The 24,529-nt window shown below is 61.2% G+C and carries 24 protein-coding genes; 15 read left to right on the forward strand and 9 right to left on the reverse strand.

The window, feature by feature from the left end; genetic code table 11:
• Window positions 1-306: 306 nt before the first annotated feature.
• From FHP24_RS08290 to FHP24_RS08305, 4 genes are all read left to right on the forward strand, one after another.
• Window positions 307-4,206 (forward strand): peptidoglycan-binding protein, encoded by a 3,900-nt coding sequence (locus FHP24_RS08290; RefSeq protein WP_139675396.1) that lies wholly within the window; start codon window positions 307-309, stop codon window positions 4,204-4,206.
• 343 nt (window positions 4,207-4,549) lie between these two features.
• The gene (locus FHP24_RS08295) at window positions 4,550-5,476 is read left to right on the forward strand and encodes a sulfite exporter TauE/SafE family protein (protein ID WP_139675397.1); all 927 of its coding nucleotides are present in this window, start codon (window positions 4,550-4,552) and stop codon (window positions 5,474-5,476) included.
• On the forward strand, window positions 5,476-6,276 hold the full coding sequence (locus tag FHP24_RS08300; RefSeq protein WP_139675399.1) for a TIGR02186 family protein: 801 nt from the start codon (window positions 5,476-5,478) through the stop codon (window positions 6,274-6,276). Before FHP24_RS08295 ends, FHP24_RS08300 begins: the two co-directional genes overlap by 1 nt.
• 85 nt (window positions 6,277-6,361) lie before the next feature.
• Window positions 6,362-8,152 carry a chloride channel protein gene (locus FHP24_RS08305; protein WP_139675401.1) on the forward strand — a complete coding sequence of 597 codons (1,791 nt, stop codon included), beginning with the start codon at window positions 6,362-6,364 and terminating at the stop codon, window positions 8,150-8,152.
• 44 nt (window positions 8,153-8,196) lie between these two features.
• Here the strand turns inward: FHP24_RS08305 and FHP24_RS08310 are convergent, their stop codons facing one another.
• Window positions 8,197-8,985, reverse strand: a complete 789-nt coding sequence (locus FHP24_RS08310) for a DUF4394 domain-containing protein (RefSeq protein ID WP_139675403.1) — start codon at window positions 8,983-8,985, stop codon at window positions 8,197-8,199.
• 284 nt (window positions 8,986-9,269) lie between these two features.
• Between FHP24_RS08310 and FHP24_RS08315 the strand changes: the two genes are divergently transcribed.
• From FHP24_RS08315 to FHP24_RS08335, 5 genes are all read left to right on the forward strand, one after another.
• Window positions 9,270-9,824, forward strand: a complete 555-nt coding sequence (locus FHP24_RS08315) for a sigma-70 family RNA polymerase sigma factor (protein ID WP_246091635.1) — start codon at window positions 9,270-9,272, stop codon at window positions 9,822-9,824.
• Entirely contained in the window at window positions 9,821-10,546 is a 726-nt protein-coding gene (locus tag FHP24_RS08320) for an anti-sigma factor (protein WP_139675407.1), read from the forward strand. Before FHP24_RS08315 ends, FHP24_RS08320 begins: the two co-directional genes overlap by 4 nt.
• A 107-nt stretch (window positions 10,547-10,653) precedes the next feature.
• Complete coding sequence (locus FHP24_RS08325; RefSeq protein WP_139675409.1) at window positions 10,654-11,565, forward strand: alpha/beta hydrolase family protein; 912 nt, start codon at window positions 10,654-10,656, stop codon at window positions 11,563-11,565.
• A gap of 90 nt (window positions 11,566-11,655) precedes the next feature.
• Entirely contained in the window at window positions 11,656-12,093 is a 438-nt protein-coding gene (locus FHP24_RS08330; RefSeq protein ID WP_139675411.1) for a universal stress protein, read from the forward strand.
• 27 nt (window positions 12,094-12,120) lie between these two features.
• The gene (locus FHP24_RS08335; protein WP_139675413.1) at window positions 12,121-12,417 is read left to right on the forward strand and encodes a hypothetical protein; all 297 of its coding nucleotides are present in this window, start codon (window positions 12,121-12,123) and stop codon (window positions 12,415-12,417) included.
• On the opposite strand, the gene pdeM is transcribed toward FHP24_RS08335, so the two are convergent.
• From pdeM to FHP24_RS08360, 5 genes are all read right to left on the reverse strand, one after another.
• Window positions 12,407-13,138: a ligase-associated DNA damage response endonuclease PdeM gene (pdeM, locus tag FHP24_RS08340; protein WP_139676187.1), complete on the reverse strand. Its 732-nt coding sequence runs from the start codon at window positions 13,136-13,138 to the stop codon at window positions 12,407-12,409. The genes FHP24_RS08335 and pdeM overlap by 11 nt on opposite strands.
• A gap of 90 nt (window positions 13,139-13,228) precedes the next feature.
• Window positions 13,229-15,751, reverse strand: a complete 2,523-nt coding sequence (locus FHP24_RS08345; protein ID WP_394344601.1) for a ligase-associated DNA damage response DEXH box helicase — start codon at window positions 15,749-15,751, stop codon at window positions 13,229-13,231.
• Between the two features lie 97 nt (window positions 15,752-15,848).
• The gene (locus tag FHP24_RS08350; RefSeq protein ID WP_139675415.1) at window positions 15,849-16,493 is read right to left on the reverse strand and encodes a YitT family protein; all 645 of its coding nucleotides are present in this window, start codon (window positions 16,491-16,493) and stop codon (window positions 15,849-15,851) included.
• 2 nt (window positions 16,494-16,495) lie between these two features.
• Window positions 16,496-17,146, reverse strand: a complete 651-nt coding sequence (locus FHP24_RS08355) for a YitT family protein (RefSeq protein ID WP_246091637.1) — start codon at window positions 17,144-17,146, stop codon at window positions 16,496-16,498.
• 102 nt (window positions 17,147-17,248) lie between these two features.
• Complete coding sequence (locus FHP24_RS08360; RefSeq protein WP_139676190.1) at window positions 17,249-18,178, reverse strand: class I SAM-dependent DNA methyltransferase; 930 nt, start codon at window positions 18,176-18,178, stop codon at window positions 17,249-17,251.
• 142 nt (window positions 18,179-18,320) lie between these two features.
• On the opposite strand from FHP24_RS08360, the gene FHP24_RS08365 reads away from it, so the two are divergent.
• Together FHP24_RS08365 and FHP24_RS08370 are read left to right on the forward strand one after the other, a co-directional pair.
• The gene (locus FHP24_RS08365) at window positions 18,321-18,587 is read left to right on the forward strand and encodes a DUF6460 domain-containing protein (RefSeq protein ID WP_139675417.1); all 267 of its coding nucleotides are present in this window, start codon (window positions 18,321-18,323) and stop codon (window positions 18,585-18,587) included.
• The gene (locus FHP24_RS08370) at window positions 18,587-19,087 is read left to right on the forward strand and encodes a CAP domain-containing protein (RefSeq protein ID WP_139675419.1); all 501 of its coding nucleotides are present in this window, start codon (window positions 18,587-18,589) and stop codon (window positions 19,085-19,087) included. Before FHP24_RS08365 ends, FHP24_RS08370 begins: the two co-directional genes overlap by 1 nt.
• On the opposite strand, the gene FHP24_RS08375 is transcribed toward FHP24_RS08370, so the two are convergent.
• Window positions 19,088-20,179, reverse strand: coding sequence for a quinone-dependent dihydroorotate dehydrogenase (locus tag FHP24_RS08375; protein WP_139675421.1), 1,092 nt, complete (start codon window positions 20,177-20,179; stop codon window positions 19,088-19,090).
• Entirely contained in the window at window positions 20,176-20,523 is a 348-nt protein-coding gene (locus tag FHP24_RS08380) for a DUF952 domain-containing protein (RefSeq protein WP_139675423.1), read from the reverse strand. The genes FHP24_RS08375 and FHP24_RS08380 overlap by 4 nt, the downstream gene beginning before the upstream one ends.
• A 132-nt stretch (window positions 20,524-20,655) precedes the next feature.
• Between FHP24_RS08380 and FHP24_RS08385 the strand changes: the two genes are divergently transcribed.
• From FHP24_RS08385 to FHP24_RS08395, 3 genes are all read left to right on the forward strand, one after another.
• Window positions 20,656-21,066 carry a hypothetical protein gene (locus tag FHP24_RS08385; protein WP_139675425.1) on the forward strand — a complete coding sequence of 137 codons (411 nt, stop codon included), beginning with the start codon at window positions 20,656-20,658 and terminating at the stop codon, window positions 21,064-21,066.
• 207 nt (window positions 21,067-21,273) lie between these two features.
• Entirely contained in the window at window positions 21,274-21,921 is a 648-nt protein-coding gene (locus FHP24_RS08390) for a response regulator transcription factor (protein WP_139675428.1), read from the forward strand.
• 202 nt (window positions 21,922-22,123) lie between these two features.
• Complete coding sequence (locus FHP24_RS08395) at window positions 22,124-22,786, forward strand: S24 family peptidase (protein WP_139675430.1); 663 nt, start codon at window positions 22,124-22,126, stop codon at window positions 22,784-22,786.
• A 46-nt stretch (window positions 22,787-22,832) separates the two neighbouring features.
• On the opposite strand, the gene FHP24_RS08400 is transcribed toward FHP24_RS08395, so the two are convergent.
• Window positions 22,833-23,708: a transporter substrate-binding domain-containing protein gene (locus FHP24_RS08400; protein WP_139675432.1), complete on the reverse strand. Its 876-nt coding sequence runs from the start codon at window positions 23,706-23,708 to the stop codon at window positions 22,833-22,835.
• Between the two features lie 81 nt (window positions 23,709-23,789).
• On the opposite strand from FHP24_RS08400, the gene FHP24_RS08405 reads away from it, so the two are divergent.
• Window positions 23,790-24,056, forward strand: a complete 267-nt coding sequence (locus FHP24_RS08405) for a hypothetical protein (protein WP_139675434.1) — start codon at window positions 23,790-23,792, stop codon at window positions 24,054-24,056.
• The last annotated feature ends 473 nt before the right edge of the window (window positions 24,057-24,529 follow it).

A 24,529-nucleotide genomic window follows, 5' to 3' on the forward strand; every position in this document is an offset into this window, starting at 1 on the left:
CGTGCAATTTATGCAGCTCAGGGCCGGAACATAGGGCGGGTGGATGTGAAGTCAGCCGGGCCGATCTGTATTAGAATGTTATGAAATAGTTAAAATCTGCAGTCGGCTTAACGGGTTGTTTACCATGTTTTCGCACATAGTAGGCGATCTGACGATGCGAAGCGTTTATTCGAAAACGGCTCGAACCGTCACAATGGCAAGCCTTGCGTAAGGTTACTCTAATATTCGGACTTACTTATGGAGGAATACCTCCGGGGGGAAGTTCAGAGTCGTACCGGCAGGATCAACGTCGAAGCGAGCGAGTACATGAACGGATCACGATCGGCACATCCCCGTCACGGCGACCAAGACCGCTCGTCGTTGGATGCGCTGAGCCGCACAATCGAGGGACTGGAAGCGCGCATTCAGGGCCTGATGGCAGGCGGCCGTACGGCTGCGCCATCAACGCCCCCGCTCGCGCCGCCGCAGAGAGCCGTCGAGGACAATCGCCAGCCGCGCATGCCAGCCGCCACCGACCCACGCCCGAAGGCCGGCCCTGCCGGATCTGCCTATGGTGAAAGACTACGCGACCCGCTGGCGGAAATCCGCGAGCGGCAACGCATGCTCGAACAGACGAGCCAGAGCAGCCGGCACTATGACGTCAGCGCCGCGAGGCCTGCAGTACCCGCCCAACCCGAACAGCGTGCCGACTCTCGCTTCGAGCAGCGCGCGGGTACACGGCGCGAAGATATCCGCCAGCCGGCCGTCGCAACGCGCGTGGCCGAAGCCAGCCAGCGCCGTGCCGACCTGAGAGAATTCACCGAAACCCTTTCCGGCCTGCGGCACGATCTCAAGCGCGACATTTCCGAAGGCGTATCGCTTGAGATGCGCGCTCTGCGCGAAGAAGTCCGGGCGATCAAGACCCAGGCGGAAGAAGCCCGTTACAGCCAGGACGTCCAGGCCGACCTCGCACGGCTGGCGCAGGGGATCGACCATCTGACGCTGCAGGCAGCACCCGGAGCGGCGGGCCTGCGCGCCGAATTCGAAGACCTGCGCACGGTGATGGACGGTCTGGCGCGCGAAGAGTCGCTGCGCCTGATGCAGGACCAGTGGCTGGGCCTGGAAGAGCGGCTGCAGGAAAATGACACGACCGCGCTGCGCGAGGAACTGGTGGCGCTTGCCTACCGGATCGACGAGATCCGCAACCAGATCGGCGTAATGGCGGACAGCCCGACGATCCGCGCGCTGGAGCAGAAGCTGCTGGCGCTGGCCGGAATGATGGAACAGCTCGGCTCGCGAATGAAGCCGAATGATGCCGTTTTTGCCCAGCAGTTCGGCCAGCTGGACAGCCGGCTGGACGAAATCAGCCGCGCGATTGCCGCCAATGCCCGCTCAAGCGCTGCAAATCTGCAGGACGATGTTGCGATCCAGCGGTTCGAGGATCGGTTGTCGATGCTGATGGCGCAGGTCGAGACGATCGGCCTTGCGACGTCGGATCAGAGCGCGACCGACGGGCTTTCGACGCGGCTCGAGCTGCTTGCCGGCAAGATCGAGGAACTGGCAGAGGAACAGGCCGCCGCACAGCTGGAAGAGCGGATCGAACATCTGACGGCGCTGGTTCAGCAGCTTCATGCACCCGGACAGCAGGAAGAGGTCAGCAATTATCTCTCCGACATTTCCCGCAAGATCGATGCACTGGACACGAGTTTTGGCGCAGAGGGACTTGGCGAACGGCTCGATTACCTGTCGCGCCGTATCGAGGAGATCGAACTGCAGCCGCGGCCGCAGCATGCCGATGACGGCGCTGCCTTCGTGCGGATCGAAGACCGGCTTAGCGACATTGCAGCACGGCTGGACGAAGCCTCGTCCTCTCCGCGCAGCGACGACGAGGCCCTGCGCGGGCTCGAAGCCCAGATCGCCAACCTCTCGACGCTGATTTCGCAGCCGAACACCGCATCGGCCGAATGGCCGCCGGAATTCGACAGCCGGATGGCCGCGATCGAAGGATATATGGCGACCAATGACGAATATATCGTCGAGGCTGCGCGGCAGGCAGCCGAGGCGGTGGTCGAGGCCTATTCCCGCAATATCAACGCCGGTGCCAGCGGATCGAGCGGCGACGTGGCGGCATTTGCCGCGCTTGCCGACGACCTGAAACACCTGGAAGAGCTGACGCGCGGTTCGGAAACCCGGACGCACCAGACATTCGAGGCACTGCACGGCACGCTGGTGCAGATTGCCGACCGGCTGGACCAGCTCGAGGGCCAGTTCGCCCCCGCCCCTGCCCCGTCCTATCGGAACGAAGAGCCCGCTCGCCAGCCGGCGTTTGCGGCAGCACCGATCCACCGGGATGTTTCGCCGTCACGCGAACAGGCCCCGGCCGCCATACCGGCACTTTCGGCCGACGTCGCCCGCGAACTTGCCAGTATCGACATGCCGCGCACGGAAGCCCGGTTGAGGGAAACCAGCGCGATCGGCTCCACCATGTCCGATCATATTCCGGCCATGCTGCAGCCCGTTGAACCGGAAGCAGAGATCGAAGACGAACCGAAGCGGGCCAGCAAAAGCCTGATCGGCGGGCTGGTCAAACGTCTGCGCCCCGGCGCCAAGCAGGACAAGGCCGCTAGCACGCGCACCTTCGTCGATCCGACACCATCGATCGATCCTTCGGCGGACGATGCCGTGGTTGCCGGTGACGTACTGGACAACGAAAGCGAGAACGATCTTCTGGAGCCCGGTTCCGGTGCCCCGGATGTGCGCAAGATCCTCGAACGGGTGAGAGCAAGCCAGGCGGCCGGAGAATTTTCGGGCGAGAAGGCCGGCGACCGGACCGGAGACCGGGCCGATTATATCGCGGCGGCCCGCCGTGCCGCAAAAGCTGCGGCGCAGGAAGCCGATCCTTCGCAGATGGGATCCATGCCGAAGGGCCAGGCCAAGCCGGGCAAGCCCAAGCCTGCCGTCGGCAAGGCCGACACGGCCAAGGGCACATCCGCCTTTTCGCGTCATCGCCGGCCGATCCTGATGGCGGTCGGCGCCGTGCTTCTGGCGCTGATGGCGATGCCGCTGATCAAGACCGTCACCGGCGGCAACCCGGCGCCGCAAGTGGCTTCCGTCGAACAGCAGCCGGCGCCGATCAGCGCCCCCATGGCCAGCGCGCCGACGCCTGCCGCTCTCGTGCCGCAGACACCGGTGGCTTCCGAGCAGCCGGGTCCGGCTTCGATAGATAGCTCGGCACCGAGCGTGACCGCCTTGCCGGAAGAACCGTCGAACCTTGCTGCTGCTCCGCAGGCCAGCGATTCCGATACATCAGCTGAGGCTCCAGCAGAGGATCTGCCGGCGTCTCCGATTGCTCCTGTCGAGCACGCTTCGATTGCGGTTCCGGCCGGGATCGAACCCCAGTCCATGGCCGATGCAGCAGCAGCCGGCGATGCCAATGCCCTGTTCGAAGTCGGCGCCCGCTTCAGCGACGGCCGCGGCGTGAAGGCCGATCTCGGCGAAGCTGCCAAGTGGTACAGGCTGGCAGCCGATCGCGGTCTTGCGCCGGCACAATACCGCATGGGCAACCTGCTGGAGAAGGGAACCGGGGTCGACCGCAATCTGGGCGAGGCGATTTCCTACTACCGTCAGGCGGCCGGCGCCGGCAATGCCAGCGCGATGCACAATCTCGCGGTTCTTTACGCTTCGGGTGCAGCCGGCCAGCCGGATTATGCGGCGGCCGTCGAGTGGTTCCGCAAGGCAAGCGAACTCGGCGTCGCCGACAGCCAGTTCAACCTCGCGATCCTCTATGCCCGTGGCAACGGGGTGAAACAGGATCTCGAAGAGAGCTACAAGTGGTTCGGCGTGGCTGCCAAGGGCGGCGATACCGATGCGGCGGCCAAGCAGGAAGAAGTGGGCAAGGCGATGCGCAAGGAGCAGCTGGACAGCGCTCGCGCCAAGCTGAACTCATGGACTGCCAAGCCGCTCGACCCGAAGGCCAATGCCGTCGACCTGCCGGACGAATGGGCTTCGGGCAAGAAGCTGACGACCGCATCGATCGACATGACCAAAGCAATCCGCAACATCCAGGCCATTCTCAACAAGAATGGCTTCGATGCGGGGACGCCGGACGGCAAGATGGGTGCAAAGACGGTTACAGCAATCAAGGCGTTCCAGAGCTCGATTGGCCAGGAGCCGAGCGGCAAGGTGGACGACGCCATGGTGCGCGAGCTGCTGGCCCGCAACGGATAAGCTCCAGTCGCCGGAGCGAAGACGATCCGTTCGTCTCCGCTCCGGCTTTTTTCTTCGCGTAGAGGCACCCTGGCGCCACATTGCCAATCACGACCAAACCGACCGGGTTTGGGGTGACGCGGCATATTCGCCACTTTGCGAAGAAAACGGCCAAATCAAAGGCTTGCGATACTCTTACGCGCCTCGATGGGTTTGACACCTTGCGGCGCGCACAGGCATGTGGATCAAACATCTTCATGCCTTGTTCACCCGGCATGTGAGACACTTTCCCACCACCGCACCAGACAAGCGACCGATCGCCTGCCGGATGCGGTTGTTCTGTTTCGCCTTGTCGGGGTCAACCGTGACGATCTACCTGCCCATAGCAGAGCTTTCGGTGAATATTTTCATCATCCTCGGCATGGGCGCGGCTGTCGGTTTTCTGTCCGGCATGTTCGGTGTCGGCGGCGGATTTCTGATCACGCCGCTTTTGATCTTCTACAATATTCCGCCTGTCGTGGCGGTGGCGACCGGTGCAAACCAGGTTGTAGCCTCCTCGGTTTCCGGCGCGATCACCCATTTCCGGCGCGGCACGCTGGACATGAAGCTCGGCACGGTGCTGCTTGCCGGCGGTCTTGTCGGGGCGACGGTGGGCGTGTGGATATTTTCGTGGCTGCGCAGTATCGGCCAGCTCGATCTGTTCATCTCGCTGCTCTACGTCATCCTGCTGACAACGATCGGCCTGCTGATGCTGCAGGAAAGCCTGCGGGCGATGCGCAAGGCGAAGCTGAACCAGCCGCTTCCCCTGAGACGGCCCGGCCAGCACAACTGGGTGCACCGGTTGCCGCTGAAGATGCGGTTCAAGAAGTCGAAGATCTATCTGTCCGCCATTCCGGTCGTGACGCTCGGTTTCCTGATCGGCATCCTGACATCGATCATGGGTGTCGGCGGCGGCTTCATCATGGTGCCGGCGATGATCTATCTGTTGCGCATCCCGACCAATGTCGTCGTCGGGACGTCGCTGTTCCAGATCATCTTCGTCACCGCCTATACGACCATGGTGCAGGCCGCGACCAACTATTCCGTCGATATCGTGCTTGCCTTCATTCTGATGGTGGCCGGCGTGATCGGGGCGCAATACGGCGTGCGCGTCGGGCAGAAGCTGCGCGGCGAACAGCTGCGCGCGCTCCTAGCGCTTTTGGTTCTGGCGGTCGGTATCCGTCTTGCCATCGGCCTGTTCATCCGGCCGCAGGATCTCTATTCGGTCGCAGTCGGGGGGATCGGTTACTGATGTTTTCCCGCCTCGTCCTTCTCTTCTCTCTGCTTTTCGTGCCGGCAACCCAAGGGTTTGCGCAGATCCCCATGGGTGAGGCCTCGACCGCCAAGGAAGGGCTCGACATCGGGGTTTCGACCAACGAAATCGCCATCACCTCGGATTTCCGCGGGGCGGACCTGACTGTCTTCGGGGCGATGACGAATGCGGACGAGCTGCTGCTGGCGATCGGCAATTACGACATCATCGTCACGCTCGAAGGTCCGCGGGACTATTCCACCGTGCGCAAGAAAGAACGGATTTTCGGCATCTGGATCAACACGGATTCGATGATATTCGAGCAGGTTCCGGAAAGCTATTCGATCGCCAGCACGCGCCAGCTTGACGACCCGACCCAGTTGCCGCCGATCAATACGGCCGGCGTCGGGATCGAACATCTGGCGCTCAACCCGATCGGCTATATCCGCGACGTCGGCGAACTTTCCGACTTTCGCGAGGCCTATCGCCGGCTCAAGCTTTCCAGCGGCCTTTACCAGAAAGAGGCGAGCGGCGTTCGTTTCGTCTCGTCCAGCCTATTTCGCGCGTCGCTGAGACTGCCGGCCAATGTGCCGGATGGCGTGCATATCGTGCGGGCCTATCTGTTCAAGAGCGGCACGCTGCTGACCCAGCGCGAGATCCCGTTGCGGGTGGTGAAGACCGGCCTCGAGCAGGCGATCACCGATGCCGCGCATAACCAGCCGTTTGCCTATGGCCTCGTCTGCGTGCTGATCGCGCTGGTGACCGGCTGGGGGGCCAGCATCGTCTTCCGCAAGGATTGATCATTGCCGATCGTTCCGCCTGCGCCTTTGCTTGCGCGATCCCTACTCTAGTTAGCGACTATTGCCGCAAACCCAGACTGCCATCATGTTGAAAAGCATCCTCGACCGCCTGCCCGACTTCAACCATCTGCTCGATCCTGCGCAATTGCGCATACTGATCAGGCGAAGCGAATTCGGCCTGATCGCGATGGCGGCAGTGGTTGGCGTATTTGCCGGCCTTGCGGTGGCGGCGATGAGTTTCATCGCGCATGAGATCCAGGTGCTGATCTTCACGATCGGTCCGGACGAGAGGCTGAGCGCCGCGACCATGCTCGATCCGATGGTGGTGATGTGGGCGCCGGCGGCGGGCGGCGTGGTGATGGGGATCGTGTTCCTGATTCTCAAAAAATGGCGCAAGAAGCCGATGGTCGACCCGATCGAGGCGAATGCGCTGCATGGCGGCCGGCTATCGCTCACCGACAGTATCGTGGTTGCAGTACAGAACCTGATTTCAAACGGTTTTGGCGCGTCGATCGGGCTTGAAGCCGGTTATACGCAGCTCTCCTCCGGTATCGCCTCCAAGATCGGCCTGCTGCTGCAACTGCGCCGCTCGGACATGCGCGTGCTTGTCGGCTGCGGTGCCGCCGGTGCGATCGCATCGGCCTTCAACGCCCCGCTGACCGGCTCCTTCTATGCTTTCGAGCTGATCATCGGCACCTATACGATCGTCAGCCTTGCGCCGGTGGTCGTCGCGGCGCTGGCTGCGACCTTCGTGACGCGGCTGTTCGTCGGTGAAGAATTCATGATCGATATCGGGCAGATCGGGAAGGTCGTTCCCGCCGACTATGTTCCGGCGGTCATTCTTGGCATCGTCTGCGCCGGCGGCGGCATCCTGCTGATGAAAGGCGTTTCGCGGGTCGAGGAACAGGCGCGCAAAAGTTCGATCTCGCCGGTCTTCCGCCCGGCTCTCGGAGGCCTGATCGTCGGACTGCTGGCGCTGATCGATACGCGGGTGCTTTCGGCCGGGCATGGCGCGCTGCATGAAAGTCTCAATCAGCATATGGCGATCGGAGCGGTGATCGGGCTTTTGCTGCTCAAGTCTGTTGCATCGGCGATCACCATCGGCGCCGGTTTTCGTGGCGGCCTGTTCTTCGCCTCGCTGTTTCTCGGGGCACTGATCGGCAAACTGTTTGCCTATTCGACCCCGTTCCTGTTTGCCCATACAACGCTGACGCCGGTGATCTATGCGGTCGTCGGAATGAGCGCGATGGCGGTGGCCGTGATCGGCGGCCCTTTGACGATGACGTTTCTGGCGCTGGAAGTCACCGGCGACTTTCCAATTACGGCGCTGGCGCTTGCAGCCGTGATCACCTCGTCGCTCGTGGTGCGGACCAGCTTCGGCTACTCGTTCGCGACTTGGCGTTTTCACCTGCGTGGCGAGGGTATCAGGAGCGCCCATGATATCGGCTGGATCCGCAATCTTACGGTGGACAAGCTGATGCGTTCCGATGTGAAGACGGCGCAGGCGGCCATGACGCTGGAGGAATTCCGCAAGGAGTTTCCGCTCGGTTCGACGCAGCGGGTGATCGTGGTAGACGAAACCGACAAATATGTCGGGATGATCCTGACACCGGAAATCTATGCGGCACCGACAGAGGGCGGTGAGGAGAAGCCGGAGCTTTCCTCCTTCATCCGCTACAAGAACGACGTGCTGTTGCGAAGCATGAATGCCAAACAGGCGGCTGCGATGTTCGACCGGACGGAGGCGGAAGCGCTGGCGGTGGTGAACAACCAGATCGAGCGCAAGGTTGTGGGACAGCTTTCCGAAAGCCATACGCTGCGGCGCTACACGGAAGAACTGGACCGACGGCGGCGCGAGATTTCCGGCGAGCTTTAAAAAGAGAACGGGGCAGAGACCTTGGTCCCTGCCCCACCATTACATTACATCGCAGGCAGGATGGCGATGTCGCGCACTTCGTTGTCGGTACCGGTGATGGCACCGACTTCGGTTGCGGCGCCGGTTTCTAGGTTGACGGTGTAGAGCGTCTTGCCGGCTGCGAGATATGCGGTGTTCTTGCCGCCTTCCTCACCCTGGATGTCGAAGGCGTAGGTTGCCGGCGTTTCCTTGATGCCAAGCTTGCCGATCGCCTTCAGCGTGCCGTCATTCGGCTTGGTCTGCTGGATCAGCGCGCCGATCGTCGCGTCGATGTTGTACATCGCGGTCTTTTCCGGCTTGCCGATCGAGTTGGTATAGGCGGCAGCGACGATGTTCGGGGTCTCGCCCTTGTGCATGTCGCCGTCTTCAAAGGCGAGAACGCCATCGACCGTCACGGCACCGGTATCGGGGTGGACACGGTGATTGGTGGTGCCGCTCATGAAGCGCAGGCGGTCTGCCATCGGGTTGAAGTCGACGACGACCGGCGCTTGCGTGATGGTCAGCATCTTGTCCATCTTGGCGACTTCGGTGGCGGCACCGGTTTCGAGATTGATCGAGACGATCGCGTGTTCCGGCGTGACGCCGATCACGGTCTTGGTGCCGGGGCGGAAATCGATGCCGACCAGCTTGGTGACGCCGGTGACTTCCACGGTCTTGGTGACTTCAGGCTTTGCGGTGTCGAACATGACGAGCGTCTTGTCACCGGTGAGGCCGAGGACGGGGGCGGCGAAGGCTGAAGCGGCCGAGGCGACGAGCATGGTGGATGCGACGAGTGCGGTGCGAGCGATGTTCATATGTCTTCTCCCGTTGTGTTTTTCAAAATCGGAAAGAGCTGCCCGGCGCATGGCCTGTGAAGCGCTCTCGAAAGACAGACACATGGGCAGATGCATTTGGATGCAGCGCTTAAAAATATTTATTCGTCTGCATCCATTCCCTCCTCCGCCGTGTCTTCCATATGCGGCTCAAGAAAGGCTGCGGGAAACTTCAAGCACTGGACGAGCGCATGTCCGCCGTGGCAACAGCAGGATTAGAATATTCGCAAATCAGCGAATGCTCTGTGAGAGAGGACGGCCTGGCCTTGGCGACAGACCAAACGACGGATCTCGAAGGGGCGCTTTTCGCCTGCGCAAAGGGTGATCGCAGCGGGTTGCGCCGCATCTTCGACCATGAGGCCGGAAGGCTGGTGGCGGTGGCGCAACGGATCGTCAGACGGCGCGACCTTGCCGAAGAGGTGGTACAGGAAGCCTTCATCCGCATCTGGACCCATGCGCACCAATATGCGCCGGAACGCGGATCGGCGCGTGGCTGGATCTATGCGATCGTGCGCAACCGGGCGCTCAACATGCTGCGGGACGGAAGCCGGGAAGATCTGGTTGCCGAGGACCAGCTTGAAACGCTGCAGGACAGCGAGCAGCTGGAGCAGATCATGGGCGCATGGCACAGGCTGGACCGCAACAGCCGGCTGAAGGAGTGCCTCGGCCGCCTGGACGAGACCAGACGGCGCGGCATATTGATGGCCTATGTCGGCGGTTATACCCATGGCGAAATCGCCGGACGCCTGAGCCTTCCGCTCGGCACCGCTAAATCCTGGATAAGACGCGGGCTTTTGACATTGCGGGAGTGCATGGCATGAAGCTCGCCCCCGAAAACTTTCCTCATATCGCTGACGAATATGTGCTCGGTCTGCTTGGCGAAGCGGATGTGAGCGCGGTGGAAAACGAGATCGAGCGCAATGCCGCTTTGGCCAATGCAGTTGCGGAAGCCCGGGAGCGGTTCCTGCCGCTCGACACCAATGTCGATCCGGCAGCCGTATCGCCCGTTCTGTGGGAAGCCATCGAGACCCGGCTGCCGGAACAGGCGACGGCAGCATCGCCGCCGATCGCTTCTGTTTTGCCGAGAATTCCGATGGCCGGGAACGACAACCTGCGTTCGGGCTGGCGGGCCACGGCGATCTCGGCGATTGCCGCATCGCTGATCCTTGCCGGCGGGCTGGCGTGGAGCGTGACGCGGGTGGTCGAGCCGCTGGTGGTGGCCGTGCTTGTCAACGAGGCCGGCGACGTGCAGGCGGTGGTCGAGGATTTCGGCAACGATACGGCCAGTATCAAGCTGCTGACCGATTTCCCCGTGCCCGCGGACAGAACGATGCAGGTGTGGACGCTTCCTTCCCGCGAAATGGGACCGATGTCGCTCGGCCTGCTGGAGGATGCCCATTCGGCCAGGCTGAGCGGATCGGCGCTGCCCAAACCGCAGGATGCGCAGCTATACGAAATCACGCTGGAACAGGCGGGCGGCTCGCCGACCGGGCGGCCGACCGGGCCGATCCTGGCCAAGGGATTTGCCAAGCTGGCGCGTTGACGGCGGACGGCTCACAAGTGCGCGCAACCCCTGCCTTGGGATAATTGCAGATCCGGTTTCCTCGATTATTCTCCGCATTGCGGAGGAACCCATCGGGGGAGGATCTGATGGCCGAGATTGCGCAGCCGGTAACGCGCCCGCTCGGACAGGCGGTAAGCCTGATCTGCCGGGACGGCGTGGTTCTGCACGCTCATATCTGGCCAGCGCGAGGTGATGCGATCGCGCGCGTCATCATCAATCCCGCCACCGGCGTGCTTGCCCGCTATTACCATTATTATGCGGATTTCCTCGCCGGCGAAGGGTTCGAGGTTTTGACCTACGACTATCGCGGCATCGGCCTGTCGCGGCCGGTGGACCTGCGTGGCTGCGGATATCGCTGGCGGGACTGGGGCGAACAGGATTTCGATGCGGCGCTGCGGTTTATGAGCGGACGGGAGCCGGCGTTGCCGATGATGGTGGTCGGCCACAGTATCGGCGGCTATTTGCCGGGGCTTTCACCGGAAGTCCGCAGGATCGACCGGATGCTGACGATAGGCGCGCAATATGCATGGTGGGGCGATTATGCGGCGGGGTATCGCCTGCAACTGTTCTGGCGGTGGCATGTGGTGATGCCGGTGCTGACGGCGATTTATGGGTATTTCCCCGGCAGAAAGCTCGGCTGGCTGGAAGACCTTCCCGCAGGCGTGGCCAACGAGTGGAGTTTTCGCGGGCAGCGGATGGAGCGGACACATCCGGCGGATGAGCGCGACGATGTACTTGCCCGCTTTGCCGCCGTCACCGCGCCGATCCTTGCGGTTTACGTAACCGACGACGATATCGGCACGGCTGCGGCGATCCGCCGGACGCTTTCCTATTACCGGAATGCCGAGCGTATCGAAGCCAGTCTTGCGCCATCATTTTACGGTTTGGAGGCGATCGGCCATTTCAGTCTTTTTCATTCGAGGCATGCCAGCGGTTTCTGGAAGGATACGCTGCGCTGGCTGAAGGAGGGCGTGAACCCGTGGGACAAACCGGCTTGAGAGGGCCGGATTGAGACAGGTCAATGTGCGACAAGAGGCCGGTGCGAAGATGATTTCGACCAGGGAGGTCACCCAAGAGAGGTCGATACAATGTTCAAGCACATTCTTATTCCGACAGACGGTTCTCCGCTGTCGACCCAGGCGCTCGAAAAGGCGCTCGACTTCGCACGTGAAAGCAATGCCAAGGTGACGGTGCTGGCGGTGATCGAGCCGCTGCAGGTGTTTACCGTCTATCCTGTCGGCATGGACATCGCCTATGCCGAATACGAACAGCGGTCGAACGAACAGGCAGATGGTATTCTGGCCGACGCCAAGGCCGTTGCGGCACAGCGCGATCTCGAATGCGAGGCGGTAAAGATCCAGAACGTCGATCCGGCCGGCTGTATCGTCAAGACCGCCGAAAAACATGGCTGCGACGCGATCGTGATGGCTTCGCACGGGCGCTCGGGCTTCAAGGCCTTCATGCTCGGCAGCGTGACGATGAAGGTGCTGGCGGGCTCGAAGATCCCGGTGCTTGTTTATCGGTAAAGGGACTTGATCCGCCGGGCGTTTTTAATGCAGATTCCCGGCATGAGTGAAGACTTGCAAACCATCAGAGACATCGGCTGGAGCCTTTGGGACCCAATTGGCCTTAACACGCACAATGGTCCACCTGCTGAGGCTATCGATGAATACGATAGCTACCTTCTCGAAGCCATTGCCATGCTGCGGGATGGCAGGCCCCTGCAAGACGTCATTGCTACACTTGTGGACATCGAAAGCGAACATATGGCGCTTGGTGAGTCGCCTGACTCGGAAGAACGCGCTACGCAGACGGTTCTGGAGTTGCGGCAGATAATCCTCAACCCATGAGGCTGCCGTAGCGCACTGAATAGATGCGGTCGCGGCCAAGCAGGTGGGCGACCAGCGTTTCCTGCCGGAACAGGCCCTGCATCGCCCGGTGGCGGAGATCGAGGCCGCCGGTGAGAACGCCGAAGGCCGGCATCAGCAGACGATGGCCATCGCTGGCGAAACAGGGCCGTCGGACCGACTTTTCGCGGCGGCGGACGGTGGCGGCGGGGTGGAGATGGCCGGCGATCTCGCCTTTCGAGGAAATCAGGCTGGGCTCATGGCGGAAGGTGAGGCCGCCATAGATTAGTTCGTCGCTGGATATGCCGGGCAGGTCCGTCGTGCCATCGGGATCGTGGTTGCCGTTGATCCAGATCCAGTCGCGGCCGCGGGCCATGTCCGTGATCATGGAGCGCAGGTTTTCCGGCAGGAATTCGGAACCGCGGCGATCATGAAAATTGTCGCCGAGCGAGACGACCACTTTTGGATCGTAACGGGCGATGACGGCGGCGAGGATGTTGAGCGTGGCGATGGTGTCGTAAGGTGGCAGCATCATGCCGCGGCGGGCGAAGGCAGCGCCTTTTTCCAGATGCAGGTCGGAGACGACGAGCATGCCGGTTTCAGGCAGGTAGAGACCGCCGAGCGGATCGCAGACGGCCGCGACCCCGTGGACGAGGATTTCCTCGGTGCCAGCCGTCGGGTTGGTGCTGATCATGGTGCGGGCTGCTAGCCCGAGGCGGTGCATCAAGGTCGTTCGTCTTTCTGTATCATTCCTCATTCCTGTGACAAGCACAGGAATGAGGGAGTTCCATATTGCCGCCCCGCTCGTAGCGCCCTAGAGTCCAGCCTCCGCAATCAGTTCTTCCGCGGCCTCAGCCAGCACCGCATCCTGTGCCTCGCCCGGCACCTGCTCCTTGCCGATCTCCAGCATGATCGGCACCGCAAGAGGCGAAACGCGATCGAGGTCGCGGTGGGTGATATGGCCTTTGATTCGGGCCAGCATATCGCCCAAACGGCCGATATCCAAAAGTCCCGAAGCCGCATCGCGTCGTGTCGCTTCCAGAAGCACGTGGTCCGGCTCGTGGGAGCGTAGCACGTCGTAGATCAGGTCGGTCGAGACCGTGACCTGACGGCCGGTCTTTTCCCTGCCCGGATGACGGCGTTCGATCAAACCGGAAATCACGGCACAATTGCGGAACGTGCGCTTGAGCATGTAACTTTCATCGAGCCAGGCTTCCAGATCATCGCCCAGCATGTCCTCGTCGAACAGATCGGAGAGGCTGATGCGGCCGGCGTCGATCATCGCGCCGATGTCGTTCAAGCCCCAGATGGCGAGCGAATAATCGGTGGCGACGAAACCGAGCGGGCGGGCACCGGCGCGCTCCAGACGGCGGGTCAAGAGCATGCCGAGCGTCTGGTGAGCGAGGCGCCCCTCGAAACAGTAGGCGATCATGAAGAAGCGTTTTCCGCGCGGAAACGTTTCGATCAGCAACTCGTCCTGTTTCGGCAGCATGGAGCGTTCGAGCTGGATCGAGAGCCAGTCGCGGACCTGATCCGGGAGGGTCGTCCGACGATCGGGATCGGCCAGCATGGCGCGCACCTGATCCGCCAGATAGGTTGTGAGCGGGAATTTTCCACCGGCATAGGCGGGGATTTTCGGGTCGAGAGAATGGGCGTTGGAGACGAGGCAGACGTTTTCGCGGATGCCTTCGAAGCGCAGGACCTTGCCGGCGAACAGGAAGGTATCGCCCTGCACCAGCTGTTCGAGAAAATATTCCTCGACCTTGCCGAGCGTCATGCCCCCTCGACCCAATGTCCCCTTGGCGTTGCGCCTAACGAGTCGGACATTCAGCTCGGCGGCTTCGACGATCGTGCCGAGGTTCATGCGGTATTGCTGGGCGATCTGCGGATTGGAGACGCGCCAGCGGCCGTCCTCCTGTCTGCGGATCTTGGCATAACGCTCATAGGTGCGTAGCGCGTAACCGCCGGTGGCGACGAAATCGACGATGCGCTCGAACATTTCCCAACTGAGATCGGCATAGGGCGAGGCCGAGGTGATCTCGTGGTACAGTTCGAGCGGATCGAAGGGTTCGGCGCAGGCCATGCCGAGCACATGCTGGGCGAGCACATCGAGGGCACCCTCGCCCACCGGCGGCGTATCCTGGGCGCCGAGATAATTGGCATCCAGCGCCGCCTGACACTCCATCACCTCGAAACGGTTGGCGGGCACGAGGATTGCTTTCGACGGTTCGTCCATGCGGTGATTGGCGCGGCCGATGCGCTGGGCAAGACGGCTTGCGCCTTTCGGTGCGCCGACATGGACGACGAGATCGATGTCACCCCAGTCGATGCCCATGTCGAGCGTCGAGGTGGCGACAACGGCACGCAACTTATTGTCGGCCATAGCCGCTTCCACCTTGCGGCGCTGGCTGGCATCGAGCGAGCCGTGGTGGAGTGCGATCGGCAGATTGTCCTCGTTGAGGGTCCACAGCGTCTGGAACAGGAGCTCGGCCTGGAAGCGGGTATTGACGAAGATCAGCGTCGTCTTGTGGCGGCGGATTTCCTCGTAGACTTCGGGGATCGCGTAGGTGGAAACGTGGCCGGACCATGGAATGCGGCTGTCTGTGCCCAGAATGGTGATGTCGGGGGCGGCACCGCCGGTAACGTGGACGAGGCCCGCGGGGGGCGACGGGTTTTCGCCTTGAGGCACCAGCCAACGCTGCAGGTCCATCGGATCGGCGACGGTGGCGGACAGGCCGATGGTCTGCATTTCTGGCGCATGTTTTCGCAAGCGCGCGAGGCCGAGCGAAAGAAGATGGCCGCGCTTCGACGTGACCAGCGAATGCAGCTCATCGAGGACGACGTATTTCAGGTCCTTGAAGAACCGTGTCGCTTCCTTGTTGGCCAGGAGAAGCGCCACCTGTTCGGGCGTGGTCAGAAGGATATCGGGCGGATTGAGCTTCTGGCGCTGGCGCTTTGACTGCGGCGTGTCGCCGGTGCGGTTTTCGACCGTGACCTCCAGGCCCATCTCGGTGACCGGCTTCATCAGGTTGCGCTCGATATCGACGGTCAGCGCCTTGAGCGGCGAGATGTAGAGCGTGTGGATGCCGGTGAAGGCAGAGCCCGGCGGGATTTTTCCGCGATGGACGAGGTCGGTCAGCGAAGGCAGGAAGCCGGCGAGCGTCTTGCCGGCACCGGTCGGCGCGATCAGCAGCATGTTTTCGCCAGATTGAGCCCGGCCAAGGAGCTCCAGCTGGTGGGCACGCGGCTGCCAGCCCTTCTCGGCGAACCATTTCAGGAACGGCGTGGGCAAGGTGGCGGCTTGAATGCCGGAGGGTTTGGTTTCGACGAGATCCACGGAATGAAAGATAAGCGATCAAACGTGGAATAGAAGGCCGGCTTTCCTTATCCGCAATTCCGGACAGAAAACCGCGCAGCACTTTTCCTGGAATTGCTTACCGGACGATATAACGATCCGTACGGTGATTGATGGCAAGCGTAAGGTTGAGCGCCAGCGCCGCAAGCACCGAGCAGGCGATTATAAACGGACTGGCGACAAAGAAGGACAGGATCAGCACGACGCAATCCAGCCCGAGCTGAACGAAGCCGGCGCGCCAGCCAAAGCGATCCTGCAGGTAGAGCGCCAGAATTCCAAAACCGCCAAGCGAAGCGCGATGGCGGAACAGCACCAGCATGCCGCAGCCGATCAACAAGCCGCCGAACAGAGCAGCGGTGACTGGTTCGATATTGGAAAAGCCAATCAGTTTCGGCAACAGGCCAGACAGAACGGACGTAAGTGCCACGGCGGAAAAGGTTTTTATCGTAAAAACGAGGCCGAGACGTTTGTAGGCCAGCCAGTAGAACGGCAAGTTCAAGAGGAAGAAGGCAGCGCCAAAACTGATATCCACCGAATAGCGCAGCAGAAAACCGAGGCCGGCGGTACCACCGATCATCATATGCGCGGCGGACAGCATGGTGACGCCAAGGGCCGCCAGCATGGAGCCCGCCACGACGCCCTGCACATCCTCGATGATCGAATGTTTTTCCGAACTCGATGCCCAGAAGCCGATGGGGCTTTTCTTGTTCGTGACGTTTGCCATTGTCAGCGCACCGCGATGTATCGATCGGAACGATGATTGATAGTGAGCAGCAGGTTGAGAATGACCGCACTCAGCAGCGACCACATCACCGTTATCGGGCTGACCACGAAAAAGGCAGCGGCCATGACGCAGAGGTCGAATGCCAGCTGCACGAGGCCTGCGGGCACCTTGAACCGGTCCTGGATATAGATGGCGAGAATGCCGATGCCGCCGAGCGAGGCCCGGTGGCGATAAAGCCCGAGCAGACCGAAGCCGATAAGGATGCCGCCGAGAAGTGCTGCCCAGAACGGATCAAGGTGCTGGATGACGATGAATTGTCGTTCCAGTTCGGTGATGAAAGAAACCATCAGGATGGAAATGAAGGTCTTGAAAGAAAAGCCGACACCCAGACGTTTGAACGAGAGATAATAGAAGGGCAGGTTGACGACGAAAAACAGCACGCCGAAAGGGATGTCGAAAGCGTAATGGAGCAGGAAGGCGACACCCGCCGTGCCGCTGGTCAGAAAACCGGCCTGGCTGAGGAAGTAAAGCCCAAGTGCGGCGACCATGGAGCTGATGAACAGGCCCTGGGCATCTTCCAGCTTTGTGTGGCGAGCCGGATCAAGGCTATAAAAGCCCAGCCGGCGCTTCTGTGCGCTCTGTTCGTCGGCCAAATTATTCCCCTTTTTTCGCGATTGTGCATCGCGATAGCGGCTTCATCAAGCGTCATCAACACAGCGTGAAGGCGCGACACAAAATCGCAAGAAAACGCGGCTTCACTCCATCTTTCGCGACAGAAACAGAATGCCCTGGACAGGCTTTCCGGCATCCATGCGAATGGTGGTGCACTCGATTTCCAGAAGTTCCAGCCGGTGATGGGCAAGCAGCAACCGGATATGCGCTTCCGAATGGGCGTAACGGAGGCTATCACGCAACACGAAGCCGACGTCTACTCCGGCATCCTCGACCGAGAAGACGAACAATCCATAAGGCGCGAGGAGATCGGCGACAAGCGGGAAAACGGTTTCCAGCGAACCGAGATACATCAGCACGTCGGCTGCCGAGATGAGATCGGCGCGATGTGCTGATAAGTCGAGGCCGAACAGGCCGGAGGCTTCAGCCGCCAAGCTGAAGTCGGACTGGCCGAGATGATCGTAGAGCCCCTTCTCCTGCGCCTTGGCAAGCATGTTCGAAGAGAGGTCGAAACCTTCCAGACGCCGCGTGCTCTGTCTGATTTCCGCGCCGAACAGCCCCGTGCCGCAGCCGAGATCGACGGTGAGCGCAAACGGCGCATGTGCCGCAACCAGCTTCCAGAGTTTTCCGGGCACAGAATAATCGAGCCTTTCGACCAGCGCGGTATCGAAACGCTCGGCATATTCGTCGAACAGGCTCTCGACATAACGGCTGGGCGGACTGGCGGGCGCTTCCTGCGCGCCGATGACGGCCAGTTTCAGTGTTGCACCGAAAACGTCTTCGGGTTCGAGTTCCAGTGCACGGTGATAGGCTTCCGCTGCCGTTGATTGCTCGGCCTTCTCGCGATATTCGCCGAGACGGAACCAGCCCGCGGCCCAAACGGGTGCGAGTTCCAGTGCCTGTTCCATAAGTTCGGCGGCAGCGGCGAAGTCGCTGCCTTCCGCCAGCATGCGAGCATAATCGGCACGGCGGTCGGCGATCACGTCACCGGAAGAGAACTGGCTCATCGATATTGTCCTGAAATCCTGCCGCTCATTGCCGAAGCCACAAAAAAACTCAAGTTCTATTTGAGAGGCTGACGGCAATGCCTATCTGACGGTTGCTAGCGGTCGTTACCGCGGTTATGGCATTTTAAAGCAACGGAGACGACCAAGAATGGCGGATGGCGTGAACAAGTTCCTCGGCGACTCGATCGGCCGGACGATCATAAAGCTGATCGTGGTCTGCCTGATCGTCGGTTTCGTGCTCGCCTTCTTCGGCTTCACGCCCGACAACATCATCGACAGCATCCGTTATTATTTCCTCGACCTCTGGTATAACGGGTTCCGGGCGCTCGGACGGGTCGGCGACTACCTGCTGCTCGGCGCGATCATCGTCATTCCGATCTTCGTCATATTGCGTCTGATGAGCTACCGCCGCTGATGACCATTTCGACTCTTCCTTCGCGGCGAGGTTTTCTCGCGCTTTCCGGCCTGACAATTGCAGGAACCGGCCTGCTGCTGGCCGGCTGTTCGACCACCGCCGTGCTGACACCGACACCGGGTTCGCAGGACGATACGGTGGCTGCATTGCCGATGGTCAACAAGCTGCGTGCGAGCAAAGGGCTTTCGGCGCTGGCGCTGGATGTATCGGCGCGCAAGGCAGCGGCCATCCAGGCAATCCGGATGGCAAAGGCCGAGGAGATGAAGCATCTGATCGGGTTCGGCGACGATTTCGGTGCCCGGATGAAAAAGAGCGATGTGGCGCTGCCGGCTGCGGAAAATATCGCTGCCGGCCAGAAGTCGGTGGAAGCCGCCGTGCAGGCCTGGATCGACAGCCCCAAGCACCTGGAAAACATGCTGGGAGGTTATCGGGGGCTCGGCGTTGCCATGGCAGCGGCGAAGGACGGCAGGCCCTATTGGGCCATGGTTCTTTCCGGCTGATCAGAGCGCCTGCGCGGCCCAGTGATCGACACGGGTATCGCGCAGGTCACGGATCGACGCCGCTCCGGCGCGGTCGAGAAGCTTCGACAGGCCGCGGTTGATATCGCCCGGCAACGCAGGACCTTCATAGACCATACAGGAATAGACCTGCACGAGATCGGCACCGGCACGGATCTTTTCCAGCGCATCCTCGGCGCTTCCGACGCCACCGACACCGATGATCGGCAGAGCGGAACCGACACGCTTGCGCATGCGCGCCAGGACCGCGGTCGATTTCGCAAAAAGCGGCGCACCGGACATGCCGCCGGCTTGCTTTGCCGTGACCTGATCCTTCAGGCCTTCGCGGGACAAGGTCGTGTTCGAGACGATCAGGCCATCGAGATCATGGGCGAGCGCTTCGGCTGCGACGTCGTCGAGACCTTCTTCGGTCAGATCCGGCGCGATCTTCAAAAAGATCGGTACGAGCTTTCCGGCGCGGCCCGCCTCTTCATCGCGTGCGGCAAGAACGGCGGACAGAAGCGCTGCCAGACTTTCGCGCGCCTGCAGGTCCCGCAGGCCGGGCGTGTTGGGCGAGGAAATGTTGACGGTGAAATAGGTTGCCACCGAATAGAAACGGTGGATGCCGAGGACGTAATCGGCGATGCGGTCGGCGCTGTCCTTGTTGGCACCGATATTGACGCCGACGATACCTGCAGCCGAGCGACGCGCGGTGAGACGGCGGAAAGCAGCTTCATGGCCTTCGTTGTTGAAGCCGAAACGGTTGATGACAGCGCGATCCTCGACCAGACGGAAGAGGCGCGGCTTGTCGTTGCCGGCCTGCGGTTTCGGCGTCAACGTGCCGACCTCGGTGAAACCGAAACCGATCTTCAGCATCGCATCCGGCACTTCGGCATTCTTGTCATATCCCGCGGCAAGGCCGACCGGGTTTGCGAAACGGATGCCGGCCACCGTCTGCGCCAGGCGCGGATCGGGCTTCGGCGGACAGACCGGCGAAATGCCAGTCTTCAGCGCGGTGATCGACAGGTTATGGGCGGTTTCGGGATCGAAAACGAAAAGGCTGCGGGAGGCAATACCCGCTAGGCGGCCGATCATGGCATTTTCTCCGGGAAGGCATGCTGGCCATCGACGCCGATCAGGAGCGGCATTTCCCAAAGGACGGCCGACAGAGGCAGGATGCCATACAGATGAGGGAAGAGGTCGCCGCCACGGGACGGCTCGAATTTCAGGGCATCGCCGAGAACCAGCGTATTCACGGCGACAAGCAGCAGCCCATTGAGGCCGGCGAAATGCAGCTTTGCCGTCTCGCGCGCCTGGGCGCCGGTGGAGAAATGGATATAACCGTCGCGGTGGTCGATCTCGGCGCCTTCGAAGACGCCCTTCGCCCTGGCTTCACGCCAGATGGCTTCGGGCACGATCTTGTAAACGGTATCCGTCATCACACATCTCCATTGAGATTTTCGGCTTGTGAGAACTTTGGGGTCTTGCGAACCGTTAATGCCGATAAGCGGCGATGCGGACCGTTTGCCGCAAAGACGGCCAAATGTCCATCTCTATCGGAGGAGACAAATATGCGCAGATTGGCAAACATCATTGCCGCCGCTTCCGTGGCCGGCATGGTTTTTCATGCAGGTGCATTACAGGCGCAGCAGCGATTCCAGCTGCAGCGAACGGATAAGGGCATCGTGCGGCTGGATACCGAGACCGGGGCCATCACCGTCTGCCGGGATGAAAACAACGAACTGACCTGCCGGATGGCACCGGACGAACGCGCTGCCTATGAGACCGAACTCGACCTTCTGGAAAAGCGGGTGACCGCGCTGGAGGAACGCCTGAGCCAGACGCCGCCGGAACGATTGCCGAGCGATGCGGAAGTCGATCGGTCACTCTCGATCATGGAGAGGTTCATGCGGAGCTTCATGGGTATCGTGCGGGAATTTACCGGTAAACCGGACCCGGCACCGCAACCGGACAAGACCTGACGCATGTCACGTCATGACATGGCAGTCTGATGTGATGCTGTCGCATAAGCGATACAGATAAAGGTGCGTTCTGCTCGCTCAAGATGTGTGACGGGACAAGGCGCCCTTGTTTCGACTCGTCAAGAGAGTTACAAATTGACGCAGGCCTTGAGGAGGGCCCGGGATTTCGATCTCAGCAAAACTATGCCTTTGGGAGGAGGCGTGGGAATGCAGACACTCACAATCATCATCGCAGACGACCATCCATTGTTTCGCGGCGCGCTCGTCCAGACCCTTCAGGCAATGGCGGAGGATGTCGTGATCATCGAATGCGGCGAGTTTTCCGCCGCGCTCAAGGCGGCGGACGACCATCCGGATGCCGACCTGATGCTGCTCGACCTTGCCATGCCCGGGGTCAGCGGGTTTTCCGGGCTGATGACGTTGAGGGCGCAGTATTCTGCGCTTCCGATCGTCATCGTTTCGGCCACGGACGACCATGGCACCGTGCGCCGGTCGATCGAACTCGGTGCCTCGGGCTTCATCCCGAAATCGTCCAGCCTCGACGACATCCGTACTGCGGTCAGAACCGTGCTCGACGGCGGAATTTTTACACCCGGCATAAATTGTGGCCAGACAGAGGACGATCCGGTGCTGATCGAGATCCTCGACCGGCTGAAGACGCTTACCCCGCAGCAGAACCGGGTGCTGACCATGCTGGCCGAAGGACTGCTGAACAAGCAGATCGCCTATGAGCTCGGCGTGTCGGAAGCGACGATCAAGGCGCATGTCTCGGCGATCCTGTTGAAGCTCAATGTCGACAGCCGGACCCAGGCGGTGATCAAGCTCGGCAAGATCAACATGGCCATGGTCGCTTAGCCACATACGAGAGGATTTTATTCCTTTCGGCCTTTACGCGCCCGTGACCTTCGGTTAAAATCGCGCGCCGGGCGAGACCTTCTCCGGTATTGGCGTGCAGGTTGGAATCCACTGGGCGCGTCATCTCTGACTGAAGGTTTCAGTCGTCACGGTCCTGCGGGACGCGGATTGGGGCTGGGCAAAGGCCGGGGCACGGGCGACGATGCTGTCACATGACGCCATATGGAACGCGATCGACAGGCTTGCCGAACGTCACCAGTTGACGCCGTCCGGGCTTGCAAGACGCGCAGGACTGGATCCGACCTCGTTCAACCGCTCCAAGCGTCTCGGCCCTGACGGGCGGCTGCGCTGGCCCTCCACGGAATCGATTTCCAAAGTACTCGATGCGACCGGTGCGACGATCGACCAGTTCATGAGCTATCTGCCCGCAAATGGCCGCAGCCAGATCCCGGACGGCAATTTTCCGCCGCAGGCCAGCAATATTCCGCTGCTTGGCTTTGCTCAGGCGGGGGCCGGCGGCTTTTTCGACGATGGCGGTTTTCCTGCCAGCCAGGGTTGGGATGTGGTCGAGTTTCCAGCCGACCCGTCGCGCAAGGCGGGCGTCTATGCACTCGAAGTGCAGGGTGAATCGATGATGCCGCTCTACCGTGACGGCGATGTTCTGATCGTCGAGCCGGGGGCGCAGGTCAGACGGGGCGACCGCGTCGTGCTGAAAACCCGCGAGGGCGAGGTAATGGCCAAGGTGCTGGCACGCCAGAGCCCGAAAAGCGTCGAGGTGATGTCACTCAACCCGGAACACCCCAACCGGGCATTCGACCTTGCCGACGTGGAATGGATGGCGCGGATCATCTGGGCGAGCCAGTAAGGCCTGTCTCCTCGGCTAGCAGAAGCAGGAACAAATTCCCAAGCCGTCAGTAAAGACCGTTCGGAAAATAACGCAGATAGAGATCCTGCAGCCTGCCATTGCGCGCCAGTTCGGCAAGCGCCTGGTTGAAGGCCGCGACCAGGATAGGATCGGTGCGGCGGACCATCACCGACAGGCCTTCACCTAAGAACTTTTCCGAAAGATAGGGACCATCGAAGAGCGCGCAGCATTTTTCCGAGGCCTCGCTGGAGACCCAGAAAGGCAGCCTCAGGCCATCGGAAAAGACCGCGTCGACCTTCTTTGCCTTCAGGGCGTCTGTCATTTCCGTGTCGTTTTCGAAAGGCACGGCGGTGACGCCCGGGAAAAATGCCTTCAGCATCGCCTCATGCGCCGTCTCCTTCACAACACCGACCCGACGGCCCGAAAGTGCGCCGGCGGTATCGCCCGGAATATCGATCGAGCGGTTTCTGGCAAAACGCGCCGGAATGCCGATATAGGCGCGCGAGAACAGAAAGCGCTCCAGCCGCTCCGGGCTCATGGCGATGCCTGCCATGACCGCTTCACCGCCGTTGGTTTCGAGCGTCTTTTCCAGATCGCCGAAGGGTAAAGCCTGGATCTGGCATTTGGCCTCGAGCTTCAGCTCGGCGCAGATTTCCCGCGCGAGGTCGATATTGAAGCCCGAGAGGCGGCCGGTCTGGTCGGTGAAATTGAAAGGCGGGAAATCGGTGGTCGTCAGAATGCGCAGGCGTACGACCGTCGACAGATCGGGACGGGCCAGACGTTCGCGGCTGTCGAACATCAACGGAAGGGTATCTCCTGTCTCCGCGCTCAAGGCTTTGCCGGGTGCTGCGAAAGCGGCCGTCATCATCATGAAGACCGCAAAGAGATCGCGCGCCCCCCGCCAAACTGGGGATGTAATCATCCGGTGCCTCATTATGATCGTCTGCGGGTCAGGCTGGGGCGCCCCTTTCGGTTCGCTCCTTGGGGACGGTGTAACAGAACCATGCGCTTCGGGGAATATCCACCGCAGGGATCGGCGATTTGTGACGATGAGCCTGACGCCGGGACACCGGACGGTATTTCGGACAACCACCTGAGTCGCCCCGGGGAGCGGTGGGCAGAGGCCGATCCGGAGAAGGAAGCCGCAGCACTTGCCGCGCTCGGTTTCTCAAAACCGTTGATCGCCAGGTTGCGCGAGCAGGCGCTCCGTCACGGCACGTCGATCGAGCCGGAGCTGCTTCGCTCCGGAAAAGTGGGCGATGAGGCCTAGTACGGGGCGATCGCGCGGCTGCTGCGGCTACCTTTCATCGGCATCACCGATCCAAGCCTCGTACAAGACGCACTGTCCCTTGGACAGCCAACTCTCGAGACCGACGGTGATCAGGCTTGCCCATCGCGGCTGGGCGCCGGAGACCGTCATCGCACCGGAAGCGGGACGGCTGGCTGCAGCCTTAACGACCACGCCAACGCTTGGCCGCTTTCCGGACTATTCGATATGCCACCTAAGTCATTGTCAAGGCAGCTGGAGCGGGTGAAGTGCGTAAATGGAGCGGGTGAAGGGAATCTATAGAGCCACCTAACATACTGCAATACATCAGCTTTTCTTAGAAGGTCTACCGCGATACCGTTGGCAATACCGTTATTTTGCATCGCTGCGACACGAGGGCTGTCTAGTTGCTCTGATTTATAGCGCTAGCTGCGTGAAACGCTAGCCAGTCTCTCGATTAGGTAGCCGAAGCAGCC

It is taken from the genome of Aliirhizobium smilacinae (assembly GCF_006335145.1).
Taxonomy (GTDB): domain Bacteria; phylum Pseudomonadota; class Alphaproteobacteria; order Rhizobiales; family Rhizobiaceae; genus Neorhizobium; species Neorhizobium smilacinae.

Coding starts and splice junctions, on each gene's coding strand:
- FHP24_RS08290 (WP_139675396.1), top strand. CDS start 307: ATGAACGGATCACGATCGGCACATCCCCGTCACGGCGACCAAGACCGC.
- FHP24_RS08300 (WP_139675399.1), top strand. CDS start 5,476: ATGTTTTCCCGCCTCGTCCTTCTCTTCTCTCTGCTTTTCGTGCCGGCA.
- FHP24_RS08305 (WP_139675401.1), top strand. CDS start 6,362: ATGTTGAAAAGCATCCTCGACCGCCTGCCCGACTTCAACCATCTGCTC.
- FHP24_RS08310 (WP_139675403.1), bottom strand. CDS start 8,985: ATGAACATCGCTCGCACCGCACTCGTCGCATCCACCATGCTCGTCGCC.
- FHP24_RS08320 (WP_139675407.1), top strand. CDS start 9,821: ATGAAGCTCGCCCCCGAAAACTTTCCTCATATCGCTGACGAATATGTG.
- FHP24_RS08325 (WP_139675409.1), top strand. CDS start 10,654: ATGGCCGAGATTGCGCAGCCGGTAACGCGCCCGCTCGGACAGGCGGTA.
- FHP24_RS08330 (WP_139675411.1), top strand. CDS start 11,656: ATGTTCAAGCACATTCTTATTCCGACAGACGGTTCTCCGCTGTCGACC.
- FHP24_RS08335 (WP_139675413.1), top strand. CDS start 12,121: ATGCAGATTCCCGGCATGAGTGAAGACTTGCAAACCATCAGAGACATC.
- pdeM (WP_139676187.1), bottom strand. CDS start 13,138: ATGCACCGCCTCGGGCTAGCAGCCCGCACCATGATCAGCACCAACCCG.
- FHP24_RS08350 (WP_139675415.1), bottom strand. CDS start 16,493: ATGGCAAACGTCACGAACAAGAAAAGCCCCATCGGCTTCTGGGCATCG.
- FHP24_RS08365 (WP_139675417.1), top strand. CDS start 18,321: ATGGCGGATGGCGTGAACAAGTTCCTCGGCGACTCGATCGGCCGGACG.
- FHP24_RS08370 (WP_139675419.1), top strand. CDS start 18,587: ATGACCATTTCGACTCTTCCTTCGCGGCGAGGTTTTCTCGCGCTTTCC.
- FHP24_RS08375 (WP_139675421.1), bottom strand. CDS start 20,179: ATGATCGGCCGCCTAGCGGGTATTGCCTCCCGCAGCCTTTTCGTTTTC.
- FHP24_RS08380 (WP_139675423.1), bottom strand. CDS start 20,523: ATGACGGATACCGTTTACAAGATCGTGCCCGAAGCCATCTGGCGTGAA.
- FHP24_RS08385 (WP_139675425.1), top strand. CDS start 20,656: ATGCGCAGATTGGCAAACATCATTGCCGCCGCTTCCGTGGCCGGCATG.
- FHP24_RS08390 (WP_139675428.1), top strand. CDS start 21,274: ATGCAGACACTCACAATCATCATCGCAGACGACCATCCATTGTTTCGC.
- FHP24_RS08395 (WP_139675430.1), top strand. CDS start 22,124: ATGCTGTCACATGACGCCATATGGAACGCGATCGACAGGCTTGCCGAA.
- FHP24_RS08400 (WP_139675432.1), bottom strand. CDS start 23,708: ATGATTACATCCCCAGTTTGGCGGGGGGCGCGCGATCTCTTTGCGGTC.
- FHP24_RS08405 (WP_139675434.1), top strand. CDS start 23,790: ATGCGCTTCGGGGAATATCCACCGCAGGGATCGGCGATTTGTGACGAT.